The organism is Mycobacterium sp. (assembly GCF_036273375.1).
In the GTDB taxonomy this organism is placed as follows: Bacteria; Actinomycetota; Actinomycetes; order Mycobacteriales; family Mycobacteriaceae; genus Mycobacterium.
Map to the genome: position 1 here is coordinate 1 of NZ_DASUHS010000027.1, position 21342 is coordinate 21342.

The following is a 21342-nucleotide window of genomic DNA, read 5'->3' on the forward strand; positions in this document are numbered from 1 at the left end:
TATTTGGACCGGATCGCAGTCGGGCGCCGAAGCCTCGAAGCCCGGAGCCGCGGCGGCCCCGAGCATGACCACGCACCTGAAGGCCCCGGACGGCACCCAGGTCGCCACCGCGAAGTTCGAATTCAACAACGGCTACGCCACCATCACCATCGAGACGACCGCCAACGGTGTACTCACGCCCGGCTTCCACGATGTGCACATCCACCAGGTCGGCAAGTGCGAACCCAACTCGGCAGGCCCGACCGGCGGCGCGCCGGGGGACTTCCTTTCCGCCGGCGACCACTTCCAGGCGCCCGGGCACACCGGCGAGCCCGCCAGTGGAGCCCTGCCCCCCTTGCAGGTGCGCAAGGACGGCTCCGGAACGATGATGACCACCACGGACGCATTCGCCATGCAGGATCTGCTCACCGGGCAGAAGACCGCGGTCATCATTCACGCCGGTGCGGCCAACTCCGCCAACACCCCATCAGGGGGCACCAACCAGACCAATGGCACGCCGGGCCCCAACGACATGACGACGAGTACCGGTGACCCCGGTAAGCGGGTGGCGTGCGGTGTCATCGGTGCCGGCTAACAGGGCCAACTCGCGCATCGATTTCGCCCGTTCTCCACGGCCGACGCTCGGGGTCGAGTGGGAGTTCGCGCTCGTCGACGCGCACACCCGCGACCTGAGCAACGAAGCCACCGCGGTGATCGCCGAGATCGGCGAAAACCCGCGCGTGCACAAGGAATTGCTGCGCAACACCGTCGAGGTGGTCACAGGCATCTGCCGCACCGCTGGCGAGGCCATGGAGGATCTGCGGCAGACCCTGGGGCCGGCGCGCCGCGTCGTCCGGGATCGCGGCATGGAGCTGTTCTGTGCCGGCGCACACCCGTTCGCGCAGTGGACTTCTCAGAAGCTCACCGACGCCCCCCGCTATGCCGAACTGATCAAGCGCACCCAATGGTGGGGACGCCAGATGCTGATCTGGGGTGTGCACGTGCACGTCGGCATCTCCTCGCCGAACAAGGTGATGCCGATCATGACGTCGCTGCTCAACTACTACCCGCACCTGCTGGCGCTGTCGGCGTCGTCGCCGTGGTGGACGGGCGTGGACACGGGATACGCCAGCAACCGGGCGATGATGTTTCAGCAGCTGCCCACCGCGGGGCTGCCGTTCCAATTCCAGACGTGGCCGGAATTCGAACGCTTCGTCTACGACCAGAAGAAGACCGGCATCATCGACCACGTCGACGAAGTCCGTTGGGACATCAGGCCTTCACCCCGCTTGGGCACGATCGAAATGCGGATCTGCGACGGCGTGTCCAACCTGCGCGAACTGGGGGCGTTGGTCGCGCTGACGCACTGCCTGGTGGTCGATCTGGACCGCCGGCTGGAAGCCGACGAGTCGTTGCCGAGCATGCCGCCCTGGCACAACCAGGAGAACAAGTGGCGCGCCGCCCGCTACGGCCTGGACGCGGTGATCATCCTCGACGCCGACAGCAACGAGCGGTTGGTCACCGAGGATCTCGACGACGTGCTGAACCGGCTGGAGCCGGTGGCGAAGAAGTTGAACTGCGTCGACGAGCTGGCCGCGGTGGCCGACATCCCGCGGCAGGGTGCGTCATACCAGCGGCAGCGCAGGGTGGCCGAAGAACATGACGGCGACCTGCGTGCGGTCGTCGACGCGCTGGTGGCCGAACTGGAGATCTGATGACGGAACCCCTTGAGCTGGCGATGTTTCCGCTGGAGTCGGTGCTGCTGCCCGACCAGGACCTGCCGTTGCGGATCTTCGAGCCACGCTATGGCGCGCTGGTGCGGCACTGCATGGACACCGGCGACCCGTTCGGGGTGGTACTGATCTCGCGCGGGCGTGAGGTCGGTGGCGGTGATGCGCGTTGCGACGTCGGCGTATTGTCCCGGATTGCCGACTGCGTCGACCACGGCGCCGGGCGGTATTCGTTGAATTGCAGTACCGGAGAACGCATTCGGGTATCCGAATGGTTGCCCGACGACCCGTATCCGCGGGCGACGGTCGCGCCGTGGCCCGACGAGCCCGGTGATGCGGTGTCGGACGCCGAGCTCCTCGACGTCGAAGACCGGGCCATGGCACTGTTCGAGCGGATTGCGCAGGTGCGCGACATCAAGCTCCCGGGCCGTGAGGTGATCCTGGGGTATGACCGGACCGGTCCGGCGGGGAAACGTTTGTTCGCGTTGGCGTCTCGCATTCCGATCGGCACGGCCGACCGCTACTCGGTGCTGTCGGCGCCGACGGCCGCCGGTCGCCTTGTCGCGCTGCGCGAAGCCGTGGACGCGGTCGCCGAAGTGGTGGAATTCCAGCTATCCGAATGACCGGGGTCGTGGTTTGCAAAAGGACGGGTGCATGAAGGTACAGCTTCAGGTCAGCGGTTCACCGGTGCAGGCCGCGGCAAGTGCCGCCGACATCGCCGCGACGGGCGCGGACGGATTGTTCACCTTCGAAGGCCAGCACGACGTCTTCTTCCCGCTGCTGATCGCCGCCGGAACGACCGGCCTGGACCTGATGACCAACGTGGCGATCGCCCCGCCGCGCAGCCCGTTACACATGGCGCACTCCGCCTACGACCTGCAGCTCTACAGCGGCGGCCGGTTCCGCCTCGGCCTCGGCTCCCAGATCAAGGCGCACATCGAAAAGCGTTATGGCGCCAGCTGGGACAGGCCCGCGGCGCGGATGGCCGAAGCCATCGCCGCGATCAAGGCGATCTTCGCCGCGTGGGAAGGACAGGCCCGCTTGGACTTTCGCGGCGAGTTCTACACGCACACCATCATGGCGCCCAACTTCAACCCCGGCCCCAACCCGTTCGGGCCGCCACCGGTGCTGCTGGGTGCGCTGGGTCCCGTGATGACCCGCACCGCCGCCGAGGTCGCCGACGGCCTGTTGGTGATGCCGTTCAACAGTTCCAACCACTTCGCCGAACGCACCGTGCCCGCGATCGGCGAAGGGCTGCGCCGCTCGGGGCGGACGTTCGATGAGTTTGAGATCATCGCCCAGGCCATGGTGGCGGTCGGCCGCGACGAGGCCGACCTGGCGACCGCGATCAACGGGGTGGCTTCCCTCATCGCGTTTTACGGCTCGACGCCGGCCTACCTGCCCGTGCTGCAGGTCGAGGGCTGGGACGACGTCCAGCCCGAACTCAACGCGCTGTCCAAGCAGGGCCGCTTCGCCGAGATGCGCCGGCTGATCACCGACGAGATGGTGGCCCGGATCGGGATTGTCGGAACGCCCGAGGAATGCGCAGAGCAGATCGCCGCCCGGTTCGGCGAGCACGCCGACGAGGTGTGCTGCTACTTCCCCGGGTACACCCCCCGCCCCGCCGACGTCACCGACATGATCGGCGCCCTGCACCGGGTGCCGGCCCTGCCATGAGCACCGACCTGACCGTCGAAATCGATTCCGGCGTTGCGGTGCTCACGCTCAATCGACCCGACCAGCTCAACGCCTACACCGCCGAGATGGGTGCGTTGCTGAGCGCCGCATACCGGGATTGTGACGAGAACGACGACGTCCGGGCCATCGTGCTGACCGGCGCGGGCGGTGTTTTTTGCGCCGGGGCCGACTTCTCCGGCGACGCAAGCCCGTTCGATGCACCCGCGGAGGACGGCACCTTCTCGGCCTCGCCGATCACCCCGGCGGCGTTCGAGTTGCGTAAGCCGGTGATCGCCGCGGTCAACGGTCACGCCATCGGCATCGGGCTGACCATTGCATTGCAGGCCGACATCCGCATCGTCGCCGAGGACGCGAAATACGGTGTGGTGCAGGTTCGTCGGGGGGTGCTGCCCGACTGCATGTCGCACTGGACGCTGACCCAGTTGACCACCCTGGGAGTGGCCGCCGACATCCTGCTTACCGGACGCACCTTCGGCGGGACCGAGGCCGCCGCGCTCGGCGTCGCCAACCGCGCCCTGCCCGCCGGGCAGGTGCTCGACCATGCGCTGACGCTGGCCCGCGACATCGCCGTCAACGTGGCACCGATGTCGGCGGCGCTGTGTAAACGCCTGCTGTGGGACAGCGCGATCAATCACTACACGCCGCGACAGGTCGCCTCGCTGGAAACCCTTGTGCACGAACGGGTGATGGGCAGCGCCGACGCCGACGAAGGCGTCGCCGCGTTCCTCGATCACCGGCCGCCGCGCTTTACCGCACAGCTGTCCCGCGAATGGACGCCGCTGCCCGAACCGTAAGCGGGTGAGCGGTCAGGTTGTCCGGGATCCGGACCGCCGTGCGCGCCGACGCGACGGAATGGCGTCCACGGTGAGCAACTCGGCCAAGGCGGTGCCGAGGTTGTGCAGGTTGGTGTCCAGTGAATAGGTTCGGTCCAGAGTCCAGTTGAGGATGCCCCCGGACAGGGCGCCAACCATGATGTCGGCCAAGGTTTGTGCGTCGTGGCGCGCACTGACCTCACCGCGCGCCACCCCTTCTTTGACCAGCTCGACAAAGGTGTTGTGCAGGTTGGATCCGCGCTGGATGCCAGTGCCCGTGGCGGCCAGCATTTCCCCGATCATCTCGCGGTAGGTGTCGCCCGATCCGGCCAGCGTCGTCGCGATGTCGTCGAACACACCGACAAGCCGCGCGGGGATCGCCTCGTCGGCACGGTCGAACACGACATCGTGGAGGTTGACCAGCCGTTGCTCGGCCAGAGCGCGAATCATGTCCTGCCGAGTGGCGAAATGATTGAAAAACGTTCGGTTGGCCACGTCGGCGCGTTCGCAGATCCCCTCTATGGTGGTGGACCCGACACCGTGTTCCAAAAACAGATCGAAGGCGGCCGTGAGAATCCTCTCCCGCACCTCGCGTTTGCGTCTCTCGAGCCTACTCATGCTGTGGCACAAAGCTTCTCGGAGAGCTCCCACAGTTCGGCGGCACGCTGCTCGTCACGAGCATGGAGAGCGGCCTCGCTGATGCCGCAGTCTTCCAGGTAGAGGCCACCGCTGCCGGCCAGTTCCGGGCTGACGGCGGCCCACACCTGGGTGGCCGCGCCCTGGTCGGGCATGACGAAGTCGAGGAAGCCGTCGGAGGGTACGGGGCTGTTTTCGGCGGCGAACTTGCGCAGCTGCGAGAAGTCCTCGTGGGACATATACCGTGCGAGCGAGGTGGCCACCGTGCCGGGATGTATAGCGTAGGCGCGGATTCCGAAGTCGCGCAGTCGTCGGTCGGATTCCACCGCGTGCAGGATGTTCGCGGTCTTGGAGGCGCCGTAGGCGGCGAACTTGTCGTACTCGCGGCGCTCCCAGTTGGGATCGCCGAAGTCGACGTCACCCATCACGTGGCCGCCCGAGGACAGGATCACCACCCGGGCGCTCCCGGCGGCAGCGAGCTGGGGGATGAGCAGTCGGGTGAGTTCGAAGTGCCCGAAATGATTTGTGCCGATTTGTAGTTCGAAGCCGTCCCGGGTGCGGCCGAAGGGGGTGAACATGACGCCGGCGTTGTTCATCAACACATGCACCGCCGACGTGATGTCACCGATCGCGCTAGCCGCCGCGCGAACGCGGGACAGCGCGGTGAGGTCGAGCTGCACCGTCGAGGTGCGGGCGCTGGGTACCTCGGCCGCGATCCGCTGGGCCGTCTCCGAGAGCGCATCGGGATCGCGTCCGGCCAAGATGACATGCGCGCCCGCGGCGGCGAGCGCCCGGGCCGACTCGCGGCCCAGCCCCGACGACGCGCCGGTGATGACACATGTCTTGGCGGACAGGTCGGTTCCATCGACGACCTGCAAAGCGGTTGGACGGTCGGTCATGCCGGTGCAGCCTGCCACAGCGGGATGACGACGTTCGGGTCGCATTCCTCGTCGACGATCCATTTGCACATCCGCCGGATCGGCTCGATGGCGTCCTGCGGCATGGCGAGTGCCACGCTGCAGGCATACCCCAGGCTGGTCAGTCGCTGAGCGCCGAACAACGGCAGGGTGTCGCGCAGCCGGCGCTTGAGCGATTCGGGATAGATGCCGATGGTCTGCGTGTAGGCGTTCACGGCCGCGGTCACCTTGTCGATGCTATCCACCGGGACGATGTTGGCGACACGACCCGACAACATCGGCGAATAATCGACCGGCTCATCGATTTGAGAGATGACGATCGCCCCCTCGCGTTGCTCGCCGCCGACGACACGATAGAAGTCCTCGGCCATCCTCGAGGCCTCGACGTGGTCGAGCAGCTCGCGGTTGGGGTAGCGCGGCGCGGTGCTGACCACCGCGGGCAGGCTGACCAGTTCGAAGTAGATCAGTTCGCCGAGCCGATTGGCGTTGGCCAGGCCCGCGGCGTCCGTTCCGGTGAGCACGTAGACGACCCGGGCGTTCGCGCAGCCTTCCTGGTTGGCTACGCCGATGTCGATCGCCGCGCGGCGGGCCACCTCGCGCAGGGTCTCGTCGTCCGTGAATGCCTCGGAACCGATGATGGTGGCGCTGCGTTTGGGGTCCAGAGCAATCAGCTCCAAACCGGGTTGAATGTAACGGGTCACGTGCTTGACCGACGCCAATCCGCCCCAGGCCACGATCTTTTCGATGTTATGCGGCTGGTAGAGGGTTTCCTCGACGGCCAGATCGCCGCCCTTCCAATAGCCGACCGCCAAATGTTTGGTGATCGGGTGATCCGGTGCGACGTCGGCCAGGGTGCGGGCAATGGCGACCGCGGTGAGGGGATCGTTGGATGGCGCCTTGATGATGACGTCGGAGCGGGTGATCACCGAACGCAAGATGGTCACCGCCGAGACCAGGCCGCCGTTGCCCGCCGGGATGTGCAGCACGCGCGACCCGAAGGCACGCACGCGCAATTCACGGCCGTCGCCCAACGTGTGCGGCACCCAACCGTTCAGGTAGTCGAGTCCCACTTGAGTGTCGGCGATTTCGGTGACATTGGCACGCGAAAACAGCGGCGGCAGAACGCGATAGCTGTTCTTGAGCATCTCCGCCGGCAGCACGTTGGCGATTAGGGAGGCTTCGTAGGCCTCCTGTAGGTGGGTGTTCGTCTCGAAATCCAGCGCTTCGCCGAGGGCGGCGAGGACATCGAGGATCTCGTCGAAGCTCAGCTCGTAGAGGTCGCTCAGCTGTCCCGGGTTCTTCAGCGGCAGGCGCTCGACGTAGTTGCTCATGTCCGGCGCCTGGAATTGCGAGGCGCCTATGCGGGTGTCGAACGGCACGAGGTCGTCGGCGATGACCTGGCCTCGCAAGAACAGTGGGACGGTGTACGCGATCACAGCTCCACGCCCTTCATGAAGTTGATCGCTTCGTTTTGCACCTCCTGCGTTGCGGCGCAAGTGATTCGGTCGTCCTCGACGCCCTGCTTCTCGCTGTAGCGGATGATGTCCTTCTCGAACGCGACGCTGGCCTGCCCGCAGGGACAGTGCAGATCCCAGTCGATCGTGACTTCGTCGCCGGAGATGACGCCGCCCCAGTGGGCACGCAGCAGGATGTCGTACACGGCCGCGCGGCCGGTCTGGACGCCAATTCTGGGAAGCGGTTCGCTGGTGTCGGGATCGAGCACAAATGGGATTACCCACGGCGCCACGTGGTAGCGGCCCTGGCTGCATCCCCAGTGGAAGGTGCTCGATTCGGAGAAGCCGTAACCGACCTGGATGCGCTTGACGCCGAGAAATTCTTCGATGACGTTCATGAAGTCGTCAGGCAGCGCGACGCCTTTCATGCCCCCGCCGGTCAGAACCGCCGACTCTGGGGCGAACACGTTTCGCACTCCGCGCTCCAGACCGGCCTTCGCGATGTCGTACATCAGGTGATATGTGCCCAGCATGAACACCCGCTTCCCGCGCAGCTGGTCGGTGATGCGGGTGAAGAACGCATCCATGTCCTGGGCCTGGCGCGCCTGCATCGCGATGAACTCGGCCTTGCGGGCGGCCAGCGCCGGATCGATCTCAAGCCGGTCGAGTTCGCCGCGCGATGCCGCCGCCCGCATCTTGGATGCCAGGAACATCAGATCCGTGTCGACCGCAAAGGGATACAGCGCGTGAAATCTGGCTTCGTCGCCGCCGGTGAAACCCCGCTTGATCATGTTGGCGATGCGCAGGTGACCGAGCTTGCCGCTGGCGAAGTTGGGCCACACCACATCGACCGACGGGTTGAGCTCCGCCACCGTCGGTTCGTGACCAAAGGTCTGAAATAAGCAGATCTTCCACAGCGTCATGCCTTCTTCGGCGCCGCGCTTGTCCTTGGGCAGGATCGAGATGGTGCCAGTGGTGCCGCTGGAGGTGATGACCTCCAGCGGAGTCTGTGCGTCGAGACGGTCGATCCAGTCGTCGACCCCGGTGCAGCCGGTGGTGTCCACGCCAGCCAGGTCGTAGCTGGTGAGCTTGTCCAGCCACTGGGTCATTAGGTCGAAGCGCTTCTTGTCGATCAGCGCGGCTGGGTAGGATTTGAAGGATGTATGCGAAAACATCAGCGGCACAACGTCATTGAATTCATCAAGCGCGCTGATGCCCAGACGGTCGGCCAACTTGCGCAGTATCTCGATGCTTTGGTAATGCTCGGCAAAGCGGATGCGCATGGCCTGGCGCTGCAGCTTTTCCAGCTCATGACGGCCGATGCTGTGCATCTGCGTATAGGACTGACCAAAGAAGCTGATCGGGTCGTTCATGAATTCGTGCACGGGTCGTGCTGTTTCTTCCGTGACCTTCATCGGTGATCCCTCGATTCGTTGCCGTCCCTGGAGAGCCACCATAGCCACATTATGCAGTTATAGGCAATATTGCAGTTAACTGCAATTCAGGATTGCGCCGGCTCGTGGATGCCCCGGCGCGCGCTGCGCCGCATCAACCGTGGCGCCACCACCCGATGCAGTGGGCCGATCAACGCCCAGACCGCCCGGGCGGCGATCCGGCGGCGGTAGTGAAGTCGCGTTGTGAGGACCGCCCGCCGGCCGTCCTGGCGGCGCAGCGTCAGCTCGCCACGCATCAGCGGCCCGCGCGTCGCGAGCACCAACTCGTCTTGATCCGAACGAACGATCGGCCAGCCGATGAGGTGACCGGGGGAGCGGGGCGGACCCAGCCGCAACCTCAGCACGTTGCGGTGGATCCACAACACCAGGCGTCCGCCCGCGCCCGGTTTATCGCCGAGCCCGTCGCGAAAGGCTTGTTCGGCGCTGCGCGCGTCACCGGCGGCGATGGGCACCTCGAAAACGTCTACGTAATCGGCCGCGGTCTCACCGGTCTGCGCCCGCTCGTCGAGCACCGCTGCGGCAACACGTTTCAGGGTCCGCCGGACGACGATGCGGTGCCCGCCGGTGCCGATCACCAGCGCCCGATAGGACTTGCCGTGGATACCGGGGAAGTCCGCCCAGGTGGTGGCGCGCAGCTGGGTGCGCTCGGGGGCGTCGAGCGCGTCCAGCTCGAACACCCATCGGTAGACGGCGAACCAGTGGCGGCCCTTGAGCGCGAACCGCGCGGGCGGTCGGGCTTCGTCCAGGGTGAAGCCGAAGGGCACCGTCGACGGGTCGTGCGGGTCGCGGCACATCAGCCGCAGCAGCGCCGCCCACGTGTCTTCGCGGCTGGCGTCGATCGTTATGGCATGCTCATCGATATAGGGTAATCGTTTCATATAGAAGGAATGTACTAGATCGTGGCACCTCCGCGAAAGCACGAAACCGATGTGATCCTCGACGCAGCCCGAGCCCTGGTGCTCGACGGCGGTCCGCGCGCGGCCAGCGTGGCCGCAATCGCGAAAGCCAGTGGCGCGCCCGCGGGCACGCTGTATCACCGTTTCGGCAACCGCGACGGCATCCTTACCGCGGCGTGGCTGCGCGCGCTGGAACGCTTCCAGACGCGGGCGCTGGCCGCCGACGGCGACACCCCGACGGACACGGCCGTGGCGATGGCCGTGGCCGCCGTCGGCTTCGCGCGGGCCCTGCCCGACGATGCCCGGCTGTTGTTGACGATTCGGCCCGGTGACCTACTAGACGACGAACCGGACGCCGCATTCCAGCAGACGCTCGCCGCGATGAACGCCCCGCTGACGCAGCGCATCGCGGTGTTGGCGCGGCAACTGTACGGCAACAACAAACCGCGATCCATCGATGCCGTCGCGCGCGCGGTCGCCGACCTGCCCTACGCCGTGGTGCGGCGCCACGCGCGCGATGACTCGATGCCGACCTGGCTCGAGAAGGATGTGGCGGCGTCGGCCCTGGCCGTGCTACAAAGCTTTGGCGAACGCCCGTAGCGACTCGACTTGCATGGGATCCAATGAGGGACGGACGTTTTCGCGTGCCGCCGCGAGGTCGGCGGCAGTCACGTTGGTGGCGTCGATGGATCGACGCATGGCGGTCAGTGCGGCCTCTCGCAGCAGCGCCACGCAGTCGGCCGCGCTGTAGCCGTCGAGTCCGGCTGCCACCTCGTCCAGGTCGACGTCGGCGCTCAGCGGAATGGATTTGCCTGCCGTACGCAGAATTTCGCGCCGAGCCGCGGCATCGGGCGGTTCGACGAAGACCAGCCGCTCCAGCCGGCCTGGGCGCAGTAGCGCGGAGTCGATGAGGTCCGGCCGGTTGGTGGCGCCGAGCACGACCACGTCGCGCAGCGGGTCGACACCGTCGAGCTCGGTCAGCAACGCGGCCACCACTCGATCGGTCACGCCCGAATCGAAGCTCTGTCCGCGCCGCGGCGCCAGCGCGTCCACCTCGTCGAGGAAGACCAGCGACGGCGCCGAATCCCGGGCGCGCCGAAACAGCTCGCGCACGGCCTTTTCCGAGCTGCCCACCCATTTGTCCATCAGCTCGGAGCCCTTCACGGCGTGCACAGACAACTGCCCGGTGCTGGCCAGCGCCCTCACGATGAAGGTCTTGCCACATCCCGGCGGCCCATACAGCAACACTCCGCGCGGCGGCTCCACGCCCAACCGCGCGAAGGTGTCCGGATGCTGTAACGGCCACAACACGGCCTCGGTCAGCGCCTGTCTGGCCTCGGCCATGTCGCCGACGTCGTCGAGCGTGATGTTGCCGACTCTGACTTCCTCACTGGCCGAGCGGGACAGCGGCCGGATGACGGTCAGCGCACCGACCAGGTCCTCCTGCTTCAGCTCAGGCGCCAGGCCGTCGGCGCTGGCCCGCGACGCCGCCCGCAGCGCCGCCTCGCGCACCAGCGCGGCCAGGTCGGCGACAACGAAACCCGGTGTACGAGAAGCGATCTCATCGAGGTCAAGATCGCCGGTGGGCACGTTTCGCAGCAGCGACTCCAGCAGAGCTTTGCGGGTGCCGGCGTCGGGAAGCGGCAGGCCCAGCTCGCGGTCGCACAGATCGGGGGCCCGCAGCCGGGCGTCGAGCTGGTCGGGTCGCGCGGAGGTGGCGATGAGGGCGACGCCCTCGCTGGCCACGCCGGTACGCAGCTCGCTCAGGATCAGCGAGGCCACCGGCTCGGCGGTGGCCGGCAGTAAGGCATCGACATCGGTGATCAGCAACACGCCGCCACCGTCGCGGACCGTCTGCACCGCCGAAGCGACGGCCTTGAGCCGATCTTCGGCGCCCAGCGCGCCGACCTCCGGGCCGTCCAGCGTCACCAGCCTGCGGTCGCCGCACACCGCGCGCACCAGCGTCACCTTCCCTACGCCGGCGGGGCCCGACACGAGCACGCCAAGGTTGGCATCGGCGCCCAATGTCTTGAGCAGGTGCGGTTCATCGAGCGCCAGCTTGAGCCATTCGACGAGCTTGGCCGCCTGCGGCTGAGTGCCTTTCAGTTCCTCGACAACCATCTCCGGCCTGGCGATTTCGACCGAAATCTGCGACGAGGCCCCGGCACCGGACGGAACACCGGGGCCCCAGGTGACCAGCGAGTTGGGCTGCACGCTCACCGGTCCCTCGGGGTCGACGCCGGTGACGGTGAGCAGCTCCGAGGTCCAGCTGATGCCCACCGCGGTGGTCAGCGCGCGGGTTGCCGCCGACGTCGACGTGCCGGGACCCAGGTCGCGGGGCAGCAGCGACACGGCGTCGCCGACGGTGATCACCTTGCCCAGCAAGGCTTGGCGCAGCGTGACCGGCATGACCGACTGGGTGGCCAGCGCCGAGCCGGACAACGTCACCGACCGTGCGCCGTAGACGGTGACCGTGCCGACGACCACCGCGGTTCCCTCGCGCAGTCCCGCGTTGGACAGCGTCACGTCGTCGAGCAGCACGGTGCTGACCGGCGTGTCCGGGCCGGCCAGGCCCGCGACGGCAGCCGTGGTCCGCGATCCGATGAGCGACACCGCGTCCCATTCCCGAATCCCCAGTGCGGCAATGGCATTGGGATGTAATCGAATGACGCCGCGGCGGGAGTCGACGGCGGAGGTGTTCAGCCGGGCGGTCAGGGTGAGCTGACGGACCGAGCTGGCGCGGGCCGCGTCGTCGCCGGAGCGACTCACGGCAAGCGCCTGCCCGGCTTGCGCAGGCCCAGCCGCGCCACCGACCGGCGGTTGGGCTGTGCCCGGCGGATGGCCCGCCGCGCGGCGCGGCGCTGCTTGGGTTCGTCACCCCATGCTTCGGGGTGCGCGGCCAGCCAGCGCGAGTTGCGGATGGCAAACGGAATGTGGCACAGGTAGGCGAGAATGATCACCCAGATCAACATGTAGGGGGCCAGCACCGCGGCCGCCGCGCAGATCGTCAGGACCGCCAGCAGCGGCGCCGCCCAACTCGGTGGCACCGCGACCGCGTGCATCTTGCGCATCGGGATCTTGCTGACCATCAGGATCGAGGTTCCGGTGATCCAGATGCACAGGAACAGCGGCGACGTCCACCAGCCGTCACCGAACTGCAGCTTGAGTCCGATAAGACCGATCATCGAGATCGCGCCGGCCGGCGCGGGCATGCCGACGAAGAATTCGTGCGCGTAGGAGGGCTGGCTGCCGTCGTCTTGCAGGGCGTTGAATCGTGCCAGCCGCAGCACCACGCAGACCGCATAGAGCAGGATCACCACCCACCCGGCCGGCGACGTGGTCAGCAGCGTCACGTACAGCACGATCGCCGGGGTGACGCCGAAGTTCACCGCGTCCGCCAGCGAGTCGATCTCTTCGCCCATCCGCGACTGGGCGTCCAGGATGCGGGCCACTCGGCCGTCGAGTCCGTCCAGGATGGCGGCCGCGGCAATCAGCGCCATCGCGGCCTTGGGCTGGTGTTCGAGGGCGAACCGGATCGAAGTCAGTCCCGCGCACACGGAGAGCACCGTCATGGCGCTCGGCAGGATCTGCAGGTTGACCGCCGGGCGCCCGCGCGGCTTGCTGATCATCGCAGCTCGGCCAAGACAGTCTCGCCGGCGATCGCGCGCTGGCCGACTTTCACCAGTGGTTCGGAACCCGCCGGCAAGTAGGTGTCCAACCGGGAACCGAACCGAATAAGGCCGTAGGTGTCACCGATCGACAGCTTGTCCCCGACGTGTGCGTCGCAGATGATGCGCCGGGCGAGCAACCCGGCGACCTGCACCGCGACGACGTCCGCGCCGCTGGCGGTGCGGACGTGCAGGCTGGTGCGTTCGTTCTCGCTGCTCGCCGTGGCCAGGTCGGCCGAGCCGAATCGGCCCGGCCGGTGCTGCACGGCGATCACTTCGCCGCTGACCGGGGCGCGCTGCACATGGGCGTCCATCAGCGACAGAAAGATGCTGACTCGCGGCAGCGCCGCGTCGCCCATGCTCAGTTCGGCCGGAGGGGCGGCGAAGTCGATCACGCAGATCTCGCCGTCGGCGGGTGCGACGATCGCGCCGGGCCGGGTGGGCGGCACCCGCGGCGGATGACGGAAGAACCCCGCACAGGCACCGGCGGCAAGTAGGCCCGCCCGACGAACCCATCGGTGCTTGCGTCCGACGAGGGCCAGCGCCAGCCCGGCGCCGATGAACGGCCGTCCGGCCGGATGCACCGGTGGGATGGCGGAGCGCACCAACCCCAGCGCGTGTTGCGGGCTGAAGCCCGGGTCCGAAGCTGTGGGGCCGATGGTGGGGGGGCGTCTTGCCACGCGGCCATCTTACGGAGCCCGCGGCTGATTCGTGGACGCCCGCAGAGGGAACGCCCACCTTCGACATGCAATCGCACAGCGCGGATCGGCGAGCACCACAGTTGCTCCGGGCGAAGGTCGCGGTGATTGCCGTATTCGTCGCGCACGGTCTGGTGTTCTCCTCCTGGGCCGCTCACATTCCCCACGTCAAGGCCGAGCTCGGCCTTTCCGACGCGGCCCTCGGAACGGCATTGTTCGGCGCGCCGTTGGGATCGGTGGTGGCCACGCTGCTCAGCCACTGGGCGCTGCCCCGGTGGGGCAGCCACCGGCTGATCCCGGTCACGGTCGCGGGCTATGTCGCGGCCGGAGCGACGGTGGGCCTGGCCGGATCCGCGGCCGCACTGTTCGGTGCGCTGACGCTGTGGGGACTGTTCCAGGGGGCGCTGGACGTCGCGATGAATACCCAGGCCGGCACGGTCGAGCGGCTCGCGAAGGCTCCGATAATGGCGCGTTTCCACGGCATGTGGAGCGTCGGGGCGTTGGCGGGGGCCGTGATCGGCGCGGCGTGCGTCAGCGTGGGCGTCGGCCTGACTGCGCAGCTGACGGGTCTGGGGCTGGTCGTCCTGATCGTGGTGGAGCCGCTGACCCGTCGCCTGATCCCCGACGCGGCCGACGACGCCGCCGCGTCATCGACAGCGGCGCAGGGTAAGCGCGCCTGGATGACGCCGGCGGTGGCGATCCTCGCCGCCGTGTCATTCGCGTCGTTTCTGTGTGAAGGCGCCGCCACCGACTGGTCGGCCAACTACCTGCGCAACGTCATCGGCGCCGGCCCGAGCGTCGCCGCGCTGAGCTACGCCGCCTACACGTGTGCGATGGTCATCACCCGGTTCGGCGCACCCCGGCTGCACCAGCGGGTGTCCAGCCGCCGGCTGCTGCCGGCGCTGACGCTGGTGGCCGTCGTGGGCATGAGCGTGATGCTGGCGGCCGCCAACTCCTGGGTCAGCGTGCTCGGTTTTGCCGCGCTGGGTGTCGGTGTTGCGCTGCTGGTGCCCACCGCCTTCAGCGCGGCCTACGGCGCGAGCGGCGCCGGATCGGCGATCGCCGTCGTGGCCGCGACCGGTTGGCTGGGCTACCTCCTCGGGCCGCCGTTGATCGGCCACCTCTCCGGGCGGGTGGGGCTGGCGGCGGCGCTGGTCACCATTCCGGTGGTGATGTCGATCGTCGGCGTCGCCATCCGATGCACTCCGGCTTTCGACAAGGCCGACGAGTTCCATCGGGACGTGGCCAGGCCCGCGGCCTAGCTGTACTCGCTGGGTCTGATTGCCGGGCTCCTCAGCACCCCGGCTTAGCGGGCTGCATCGTCGCCGGCTAGCGCAGATCCCACACCTGCAGTCGGGTTCCCTCGGGCACCTCGACGACATCCTCGGGGATGTCCAGCAGCCCGTTCGCCGATGCCAGCCAGCGCAGGTGGTGCGACGCCGGCGGTCCGTAACTGGTGACCGTGCTGGCGTCGTCGTTGAGCACCGCGCGCCGGAATTGGCGCTTGCCGCGCGGCGACGTCAGCGACTCGGCGAGGACGGCCCTGCGGTGCGGGCGTTCCGAGTCCGGCAGGCCCATGGCCTTTCGCAGCGCGGGCCGGATGAACACCTCGAAGGACACCAGCGCGCTGACCGGGTTGCCCGGCAGCGTGACGATCGTCGCACCGGCCACCCGTCCCACGCCTTGCGGCATGCCCGGCTGCATGGCGACCTTGACGAATTCCACGCCCTGGTCGCCCTCGCGCCCGAACGCATCCTTGACCACCTCGTAGGCGCCGGCGCTGACGCCGCCGCTAGTGATGATCAGATCGGCATCGCCCGCATATCGGTCGATGATCGAACTGAATTGGGCCACTTCGTCTTCCGCGGTCGCGACGGCGACCAGATCGGCACCCGCATCCCGAACGGCACCGGCCAGCATGATCGAGTTGGACTCGTAGATCTGCCCCGGCAGCAGCGCCGTGCCCGGTGTCACCAGCTCCGATCCGGTCGAGATCACCAGCACGCGCTGTCGCGGGATCACCGGCAACTCGGCGATGCCCAGCGCCGCCACCAAGCCGAGCACGGCCGGCGTCACTACCTGACCCTGGCGCAAGACCGTGGTGCCGGGGGAGACGTCCTCACCCGCGCGGCGGATGTGCATGCCGGCCGCGCGGGCCGCGCGGATCGACACCGTGTCCACGCCGCCGTCGGTGTCCTCCACCGGCACGACGGCCGTCGCTCCCGCCGGCAGCGGCGCGCCGGTCATGATCCGGTGCGCCGTCCCGGGCTGCAGCGTCAGTTCGTCGGTGCGCCCGGCCGGAATGTCCTCGGCGACACGCAACACCACCGGATTTTCCGGCGTGGCGGCCGCCGTATCTTCAGCGAGCACCGCGTAACCATCCATCGCGGAGTTGTCGAAGACCGGCAACGCCAGCTGCGCCACCACGTCCTCGGCCAGAACCAGACCCTGGGCATCGGCCAGCGGGACCGCGACCGGCGGCCGCGCACGAATCAACTCGGTGACGACCCGCTGGTGTTCGGCGACTGAGCGCATCGCAGCCATTATCCGCGTGTCAGACGGGGAAGCTGACGCCGGTGAGTTCTTTGGAGACGGCCCAGAGCGGATGCTGCAGCTCCTCGTCGTGGGACTGGGCGCTGGAAAAGCACCGGGCCCAGCACGGCCTTCACCGGCCGCAAGACGCCTGGCAGGTTGCGTGCCAACTCGGTATCGGAGCCGCCCGGGTGCGCCGCGGCGGCAATGGTCTTCGGGTCGGCCTCCGACCATGAGCGGGTCTCTTCGTCGTTGGACGGCATGGCCCAAAAGATACTCATCCGGATCTGCTGCTACCGGATGGGCGCGTGGGCCCGGCCGGGCCGACGTAAGGTGAAAACGTGATCACCGGTTTGGCTCACACTGGGGTGTGCGTTCCGGATTGCGAGGCCGCGGTGGCGTTCTACCGCGATGTGTTGGGCCTGCGTGTGCTCTCGCCGCCATATGTCATGGCTGGTAACGACATTCGCGACGACATGGGCGAGTTGGTGTCCGATCCCAGCATGAAAGCCGCCATCCTCGGATTCGAAGATGACGGTGACAGGGTGCTCGAGGTGATCGAATACCTCGGAGTCGAAAGCGGACCTTCCGATGACGGCCGAACACTGACCGACCCCGGGCTCTCGCACGTCGGACTGATCTGTGCGGACCTCGACGCGACCCGGGCGGAACTGGAGTCCAGGGGAGTGCGCTTCCTGGTCAGCGGAATCGCGGACGTGGCGCGGGTTCGTACCACCTGGTTCGTCGATCCATGGGGCGTGGTGTTCATTCTGGTGGAAAAGAGCCGGCCCGGACGACCGTACTTTGCGCAATGGGCATAGCGGCCCCGAAGCCCTCGGTCGGGATCATCGGCGCCGGCGCCGGCGGCATCGCGATGGGGATCCAGCTCGCCGACGCGGGCTACGACTTCACGATCTTCGACCGAGCCGACGGATTCGGCGGCACATGGCGCCACAACACCTTTCCGGGCGCGGCCTGCGACGTCCCGTCCCACCTGTACTCGTATTCATTTGCGCCCAACCCTCTGTGGAGCAAGACCTATGCCAATCAGCCCGAGATCCTTGCCTATCTCGAGAGGGTGGCGGCCGAGCACAAGCTGGCCGGGCACCTGCGGGCCAACACCGCGATCACCACCGCGCGCTGGTCGGACTCGCAGCGCCGCTGGACGCTGACCGGTGACGACGGCCGACAGCACGAATTCGATGTGGTGGTCAGCGCGGTCGGTATGCTCGATATGCCATACATCCCGGACATTGTGGGGGCGAAGCGGTTTCGCGGCCGCCGATTTCATTCCTCGCGCTGGGACCACAGCAAGTCGACGGACGGAGAACGCGTCGCTTCCATCGGCACCGGCGCCAGCGCGATCCAATACGTGCCCGCGATAGCGCGAAAGACCGCCCACCTGACCGTGTTTCAGCGGACCCCGATATGGATTGCGCCGCGATTCGACTTCCCGTTCACTCCCGATCAGCACGAGCTGTTCGCACGTGAACCGGCTACCGCGCAGAAGCTGCGCGACGAGGCCTTTGATGCCTACGAGTCGGCCAGCTTCGACGTCGACCACCCACAGACCCTCGAAGCGACCGAGCTTGCCCGCAGTTACCTGGCCCGCAAGGTGGCCGACCCCGAGTTGCGGGCGAAGCTGACACCGAACTATCCCGCCGGATGCAAGCGGCCGCTGATGTCGCGCGAGTGGTACCCCACGTTCGCACTGCCCAACGTCAGCCTGGAAACGACCCCGATCGCCGAACTGACCGAACGCGGGGTGCGTACCGTTGATGGCGTCGAACACCGCGTCGACACCATCATCTACGGCACCGGGTTCACCGCCGCCGACTATCTGGCCAGCGTCGACGTGTACGGAGCCGGCGGCCGCCACCTTCGCGATGATTGGAGTGACGGTGCGGAGGCCTACCTGGGCACGCTGATCGCCGGGTATCCGAATTTTTTTGTGCTGTATGGCCCCAACACCAACGGCGTCAACTCGATTATCTATATCCACGAGGCGCAGACGACCTTCATCCGGCACATCCTCGACGTGATGGACGGCCGCGGAGCGCACACCGTCGAGGTGACGGCCGCGGCGCAGCGCCGCTACAACGACGAGATCCAGGCCGCGATGGTAGGCAAGGTCTGGCTGGCCTGTACCAACTACTTTCGACATCCCAGCGGGAAGGTCGTCACCCAATTGCCCTTTAGGGGCCGGGCATTCTTCGAACGCACTCGCGGCATGGTCGCCGAGGACTACCTGCTACGTCCGTAGCCCGCGTTCTTAGCCCCAACCGCAGCAGTACGTCGACCCGACGCGGGAGAGGTGACCCGCGGCAGTCGCGTCATCGCTGCCGGTGCGAGCGTCAAGCGTGCCAGGGCCGGTCACGTAGTCCACGCCCGCCGCGCTGATATCCAATCACCCGGATGCCGCGTGCCCGCACGGCGACCGGCGCCGGTGACTGCGGCCGAAAGACCGGCGTGCTCCGGGGTTTCCGGCGTTTGATCCGCAGGTCGATCATCACCGGGGCGCTCATCGACCAATCGATCCGTTGCCGCATCCAGACCGCAGCCCGTTTCGATGGCTTTCTGGTCCGCACGGCCACACCCTGCGCCCATCGCTTTCGCGGCCGGCGTGAAGATCAGAAACGTTACGGCAGAAGAAATTTCGTGTTGATGCACCGGTTTACTGCACCCAGAAATTATCGTGGCGGATGAACCATTCCCGGCGCTCGTCGTCGGTCATGTCGGCCAGTGCCGCGAAGCCCTCGAAGTAGGCCTCGCGGGGTGCGCCGGGCGCGAACAACATCAGAATCGACGCCGGTTCGTCCGCCTCGTTGCGAAACCCGTGCACGCCGCCGGGCGGGACGTAGAGGAAGTCGCCTTGATGGCCGTCCGCCCACTGCGTGCCGTCGTAGAGCTTCATCGTTCCGGACAGGACGAAGAACGCCTCGGACATGGCGCGGTGGAAGTGCGCCGGGGGCCCGCCGCCGGCCGGGGCGATGTCGACGCGGTATAGGCCGTAGTCGCCGGCGGTGTCTTGCTGGTTGGCCAGGTAGTGGTACTTGACCCCGGACGTCTCGTAGTCGGGCGGCTGATCGGCTCGCTTGAGCCAGGCGCTGATCTCCGGTTCGTCTTTGGTGTATCGGGCTGGCGGGTAGGGCGGCACGACGAGGGACATGGCTCCAGTGTGCGCATAGCATCGCCGGTGTGGACCGATCGACCGCCGAAGATGTTCGCGTGCAACGGCTGCTCGACGCCGAACGCAAAGCCGCGCAACTGTTCGACGAGATCGAGCGGCGGGCCATGATTCGCCCCGGGCTGGCCGAGAAGGAACTCTCCGACCGGATCCACGACCTCGCGGGCGAGATGTTCGGCGTGACCCGGCACTGGCACCGGCGGATCGTGCGCGCCGGAGAGAACACGCTGCAGCCGTTCCAGGAACGCCCGCCGGATCGCGTGATCGTCGACGACGACATCGTCTTCCTCGACCTGGGCCCGATCTTCGAGGAGTGGGAGGCCGATTTCGGGCGGACCTTCGTGCTCGGCGACGACCCGCACAAGACGGCCGTCCGCGACGCCCTGCCACGCGTGTGGGAGGCAGGCCACGACCACTTCGCCAACCATCCCGACATCACCGGCGCCGAGCTGTTCGACTACGTCGTCGGGGTGGCCCGCGCCGAGGGCTTCGAGTGGGGCAGCAGCATCGCGGGCCACCTGATCGGCGAGTTTCCGCACAAGAAGATCGCGGGCCCCGGCGTCGAGTGGATCATCATGCCCGGATCGAACAAGCCGATGCGCCGCACCGATCCGCGCGGCCGCATCTGCCACTGGATCCTCGAGATCCACCTCGTCGATCGCCCGCGCGGCTTCGGGGGCTTCTACGAGCAGCTGCTCGACCTGCCCTAGTGCCGATCGCAAGGGCGGCGCATGCGCCGGGCGCAGCGGGTCGGCACCATCGGGCTAGTCGAGGGGATAGACGACGCCGGTGAGCTCCTCGGAGACCGTCCACAGCCGGTGCTGCCGGTCGACATCGTGCGACTTCTTGCTGGAGCCCACGACCTGCGGATAGCCCCGCGTTTGGCCCGGGCCGTCGGGTCCGTAGTACTGCCCACCCAGCACCCCCGGGTCGGTAGCGGCGCGCAGGGTCGGCAGGGCGCCGATGGCCGGGTTCTGGGCGACGAACGGTGCGATCCGCTCGAAGGCGACGACCAGCGGGCCGGGCATGTTGCGCATCAACTCGGTGTCCGACATGCCGGGGTGCGCGGCCGCGGCGATCGTCGTGCCATGCGGGGCGAGCCGTCGTTGCAGTTCATAGGTGAACAGCAGGTTGGCGAGCTTGGCCTGCCCGTAGGCGGCGACCCTGTTGTAGCGGCGCTCCCACTGCAGGTCGTCGAAGTGGATGTCGGCGAGGATGCGGTGGCCGACGCTGCTGATGGTGACGATCCGCGAGCCGGCGACCGGCAGCAGCCTATCCAGCAGCAGGCCGGTGAAGGCGAAGTGGCCCAGGTGGTTGGTGCCGAACTGCAGCTCGAAGCCGTCCTTGGTGTTCGACTTCGGCGTGTACATCACCCCGGCGTTGTTGATCAGCAGGTCGATGCGGTCGTGCGCGGACCGCAGCTGCTCGGCGGCCGCCCGGACCGACGTCAGCGACGTGAGGTCGAGCTCGGCCAGCGCGACGTCGGCATGCGGGCTGTGGGCGGTGATTCGGGCCGCCGCGTCCTTGCCCTTGTCCAGGTTGCGCACCGCCAGCACCACGTGGGCGCCGTGGTCGGCCAGCGCCAGGGCCGTCTCGTAGCCCAGGCCCGTGTTGGCTCCGGTGATGACGGCGACCCGTCCGGTCTGGTCGGGGATGTCCGCGGTGGTCCACTTGGCCATGA

22 protein-coding genes and 1 pseudogene are annotated in these 21342 nt (G+C 67.5%); 10 read left to right on the forward strand and 13 right to left on the reverse strand.

Features of this window, described 5'->3' with window-relative positions; all coding sequences use genetic code 11:
• The 5 genes from sodC to VFW69_RS02795 form a co-directional block, all read left to right on the forward strand.
• Positions 1–574, forward strand: a 574-nt coding sequence (gene sodC, locus VFW69_RS02775; RefSeq protein WP_526497937.1) for a superoxide dismutase[Cu-Zn], incomplete at its 5' end; no start/stop codon positions are given.
• Positions 564–1694 carry a glutamate--cysteine ligase gene (locus tag VFW69_RS02780; protein ID WP_526497939.1) on the forward strand — a complete coding sequence of 377 codons (1131 nt, stop codon included), beginning with the start codon at positions 564–566 and terminating at the stop codon, positions 1692–1694. The genes sodC and VFW69_RS02780, both read left to right, overlap by 11 nt.
• Positions 1694–2332, forward strand: coding sequence for an LON peptidase substrate-binding domain-containing protein (locus VFW69_RS02785; protein ID WP_526497941.1), 639 nt, complete (start codon positions 1694–1696; stop codon positions 2330–2332). The genes VFW69_RS02780 and VFW69_RS02785 overlap by 1 nt, the downstream gene beginning before the upstream one ends.
• 31 nt (positions 2333–2363) lie before the next feature.
• A complete protein-coding gene (locus tag VFW69_RS02790) occupies positions 2364–3386 on the forward strand; it encodes a TIGR03617 family F420-dependent LLM class oxidoreductase (protein ID WP_526497943.1) in 1023 nt (340 codons plus the stop codon).
• Positions 3383–4201 (forward strand): enoyl-CoA hydratase/isomerase family protein, encoded by an 819-nt coding sequence (locus tag VFW69_RS02795; protein WP_526497945.1) that lies wholly within the window; start codon positions 3383–3385, stop codon positions 4199–4201. The genes VFW69_RS02790 and VFW69_RS02795 overlap by 4 nt, the downstream gene beginning before the upstream one ends.
• Positions 4202–4213: 12 nt before the next feature.
• Here VFW69_RS02795 and VFW69_RS02800 read toward each other — a convergent pair whose 3' ends face one another.
• The 5 genes from VFW69_RS02800 to VFW69_RS02820 all read right to left on the reverse strand — a co-directional run bounded on the left by VFW69_RS02800 (position 4214) and on the right by VFW69_RS02820 (position 9558).
• The gene (locus VFW69_RS02800) at positions 4214–4837 is read right to left on the reverse strand and encodes a TetR/AcrR family transcriptional regulator (RefSeq protein ID WP_526497947.1); all 624 of its coding nucleotides are present in this window, start codon (positions 4835–4837) and stop codon (positions 4214–4216) included.
• Positions 4834–5754: an SDR family NAD(P)-dependent oxidoreductase gene (locus VFW69_RS02805; protein ID WP_526497949.1), complete on the reverse strand. Its 921-nt coding sequence runs from the start codon at positions 5752–5754 to the stop codon at positions 4834–4836. Before VFW69_RS02805 ends, VFW69_RS02800 begins: the two co-directional genes overlap by 4 nt.
• Entirely contained in the window at positions 5751–7208 is a 1458-nt protein-coding gene (locus VFW69_RS02810) for an acyl-CoA reductase (protein WP_526497951.1), read from the reverse strand. Before VFW69_RS02810 ends, VFW69_RS02805 begins: the two co-directional genes overlap by 4 nt.
• On the reverse strand, positions 7205–8641 hold the full coding sequence (locus VFW69_RS02815) for a long-chain-fatty-acid--protein ligase (protein WP_526497953.1): 1437 nt from the start codon (positions 8639–8641) through the stop codon (positions 7205–7207). Before VFW69_RS02815 ends, VFW69_RS02810 begins: the two co-directional genes overlap by 4 nt.
• Positions 8642–8727: 86 nt before the next feature.
• Entirely contained in the window at positions 8728–9558 is an 831-nt protein-coding gene (locus VFW69_RS02820) for a DUF2867 domain-containing protein (RefSeq protein WP_526497955.1), read from the reverse strand.
• A 21-nt stretch (positions 9559–9579) separates the two neighbouring features.
• Here VFW69_RS02820 and VFW69_RS02825 point away from each other — a divergent pair, with 21 nt between their 5' ends.
• Positions 9580–10176, forward strand: a complete 597-nt coding sequence (locus tag VFW69_RS02825; protein ID WP_526497957.1) for a TetR/AcrR family transcriptional regulator — start codon at positions 9580–9582, stop codon at positions 10174–10176.
• On the opposite strand, the gene VFW69_RS02830 is transcribed toward VFW69_RS02825, so the two are convergent.
• The 3 genes from VFW69_RS02830 to VFW69_RS02840 are packed head-to-tail and all read right to left on the reverse strand — an operon-like array spanning position 10150 to position 13924.
• Positions 10150–12345 carry an AAA family ATPase gene (locus tag VFW69_RS02830; RefSeq protein ID WP_526497959.1) on the reverse strand — a complete coding sequence of 732 codons (2196 nt, stop codon included), beginning with the start codon at positions 12343–12345 and terminating at the stop codon, positions 10150–10152. The genes VFW69_RS02825 and VFW69_RS02830 overlap by 27 nt on opposite strands.
• A complete protein-coding gene (gene pssA, locus VFW69_RS02835) occupies positions 12342–13205 on the reverse strand; it encodes a CDP-diacylglycerol--serine O-phosphatidyltransferase (protein WP_526497961.1) in 864 nt (287 codons plus the stop codon). The genes VFW69_RS02830 and pssA overlap by 4 nt, the downstream gene beginning before the upstream one ends.
• Positions 13202–13924: a phosphatidylserine decarboxylase gene (locus VFW69_RS02840; RefSeq protein ID WP_526497963.1), complete on the reverse strand. Its 723-nt coding sequence runs from the start codon at positions 13922–13924 to the stop codon at positions 13202–13204. Before VFW69_RS02840 ends, pssA begins: the two co-directional genes overlap by 4 nt.
• 65 nt (positions 13925–13989) lie before the next feature.
• Here VFW69_RS02840 and VFW69_RS02845 point away from each other — a divergent pair, with 65 nt between their 5' ends.
• Positions 13990–15204: an MFS transporter gene (locus VFW69_RS02845; protein WP_526497965.1), complete on the forward strand. Its 1215-nt coding sequence runs from the start codon at positions 13990–13992 to the stop codon at positions 15202–15204.
• Between the two features lie 67 nt (positions 15205–15271).
• Here VFW69_RS02845 and moeA read toward each other — a convergent pair whose 3' ends face one another.
• Both moeA and VFW69_RS02855 read right to left on the reverse strand, forming a co-directional pair.
• Positions 15272–16477: a molybdopterin molybdotransferase MoeA gene (gene moeA / locus VFW69_RS02850; protein WP_526497967.1), complete on the reverse strand. Its 1206-nt coding sequence runs from the start codon at positions 16475–16477 to the stop codon at positions 15272–15274.
• A gap of 19 nt (positions 16478–16496) precedes the next feature.
• Positions 16497–16695, reverse strand: a pseudogene (locus tag VFW69_RS02855) (short-chain dehydrogenase); the annotation flags it as partial.
• Positions 16696–16815: 120 nt separating this feature from the next.
• Between VFW69_RS02855 and VFW69_RS02860 the strand changes: the two are divergent.
• Positions 16816–17295, forward strand: a complete 480-nt coding sequence (locus tag VFW69_RS02860; protein WP_526497969.1) for a VOC family protein — start codon at positions 16816–16818, stop codon at positions 17293–17295.
• Entirely contained in the window at positions 17286–18737 is a 1452-nt protein-coding gene (locus tag VFW69_RS02865; RefSeq protein WP_526497971.1) for a flavin-containing monooxygenase, read from the forward strand. Before VFW69_RS02860 ends, VFW69_RS02865 begins: the two co-directional genes overlap by 10 nt.
• A 110-nt stretch (positions 18738–18847) precedes the next feature.
• Here VFW69_RS02865 and VFW69_RS02870 read toward each other — a convergent pair whose 3' ends face one another.
• Together VFW69_RS02870 and VFW69_RS02875 are read right to left on the reverse strand one after the other, a co-directional pair.
• The gene (locus VFW69_RS02870) at positions 18848–19144 is read right to left on the reverse strand and encodes a hypothetical protein (RefSeq protein ID WP_526497973.1); all 297 of its coding nucleotides are present in this window, start codon (positions 19142–19144) and stop codon (positions 18848–18850) included.
• A 4-nt stretch (positions 19145–19148) separates the two neighbouring features.
• Positions 19149–19643, reverse strand: a complete 495-nt coding sequence (locus tag VFW69_RS02875) for a cupin domain-containing protein (RefSeq protein ID WP_499917969.1) — start codon at positions 19641–19643, stop codon at positions 19149–19151.
• Between the two features lie 29 nt (positions 19644–19672).
• On the opposite strand from VFW69_RS02875, the gene VFW69_RS02880 reads away from it, so the two are divergent.
• A complete protein-coding gene (locus VFW69_RS02880) occupies positions 19673–20371 on the forward strand; it encodes a M24 family metallopeptidase (RefSeq protein ID WP_526497976.1) in 699 nt (232 codons plus the stop codon).
• A 54-nt stretch (positions 20372–20425) separates the two neighbouring features.
• Here VFW69_RS02880 and VFW69_RS02885 read toward each other — a convergent pair whose 3' ends face one another.
• Complete coding sequence (locus VFW69_RS02885; protein WP_526497978.1) at positions 20426–21340, reverse strand: SDR family oxidoreductase; 915 nt, start codon at positions 21338–21340, stop codon at positions 20426–20428.
• Positions 21341–21342: the final 2 nt, after the last annotated feature.

Coding starts and splice junctions, on each gene's coding strand:
- VFW69_RS02845 (WP_526497965.1), top strand. CDS start 13,990: ATGCAATCGCACAGCGCGGATCGGCGAGCACCACAGTTGCTCCGGGCG.
- VFW69_RS02805 (WP_526497949.1), bottom strand. CDS start 5,754: ATGACCGACCGTCCAACCGCTTTGCAGGTCGTCGATGGAACCGACCTG.
- VFW69_RS02820 (WP_526497955.1), bottom strand. CDS start 9,558: ATGAAACGATTACCCTATATCGATGAGCATGCCATAACGATCGACGCC.
- VFW69_RS02865 (WP_526497971.1), top strand. CDS start 17,286: ATGGGCATAGCGGCCCCGAAGCCCTCGGTCGGGATCATCGGCGCCGGC.
- VFW69_RS02790 (WP_526497943.1), top strand. CDS start 2,364: ATGAAGGTACAGCTTCAGGTCAGCGGTTCACCGGTGCAGGCCGCGGCA.
- pssA (WP_526497961.1), bottom strand. CDS start 13,205: ATGATCAGCAAGCCGCGCGGGCGCCCGGCGGTCAACCTGCAGATCCTG.
- VFW69_RS02875 (WP_499917969.1), bottom strand. CDS start 19,643: ATGTCCCTCGTCGTGCCGCCCTACCCGCCAGCCCGATACACCAAAGAC.
- VFW69_RS02800 (WP_526497947.1), bottom strand. CDS start 4,837: ATGAGTAGGCTCGAGAGACGCAAACGCGAGGTGCGGGAGAGGATTCTC.
- moeA (WP_526497967.1), bottom strand. CDS start 16,477: ATGCGCTCAGTCGCCGAACACCAGCGGGTCGTCACCGAGTTGATTCGT.
- VFW69_RS02815 (WP_526497953.1), bottom strand. CDS start 8,641: ATGAAGGTCACGGAAGAAACAGCACGACCCGTGCACGAATTCATGAAC.
- VFW69_RS02795 (WP_526497945.1), top strand. CDS start 3,383: ATGAGCACCGACCTGACCGTCGAAATCGATTCCGGCGTTGCGGTGCTC.
- VFW69_RS02885 (WP_526497978.1), bottom strand. CDS start 21,340: ATGGCCAAGTGGACCACCGCGGACATCCCCGACCAGACCGGACGGGTC.
- VFW69_RS02785 (WP_526497941.1), top strand. CDS start 1,694: ATGACGGAACCCCTTGAGCTGGCGATGTTTCCGCTGGAGTCGGTGCTG.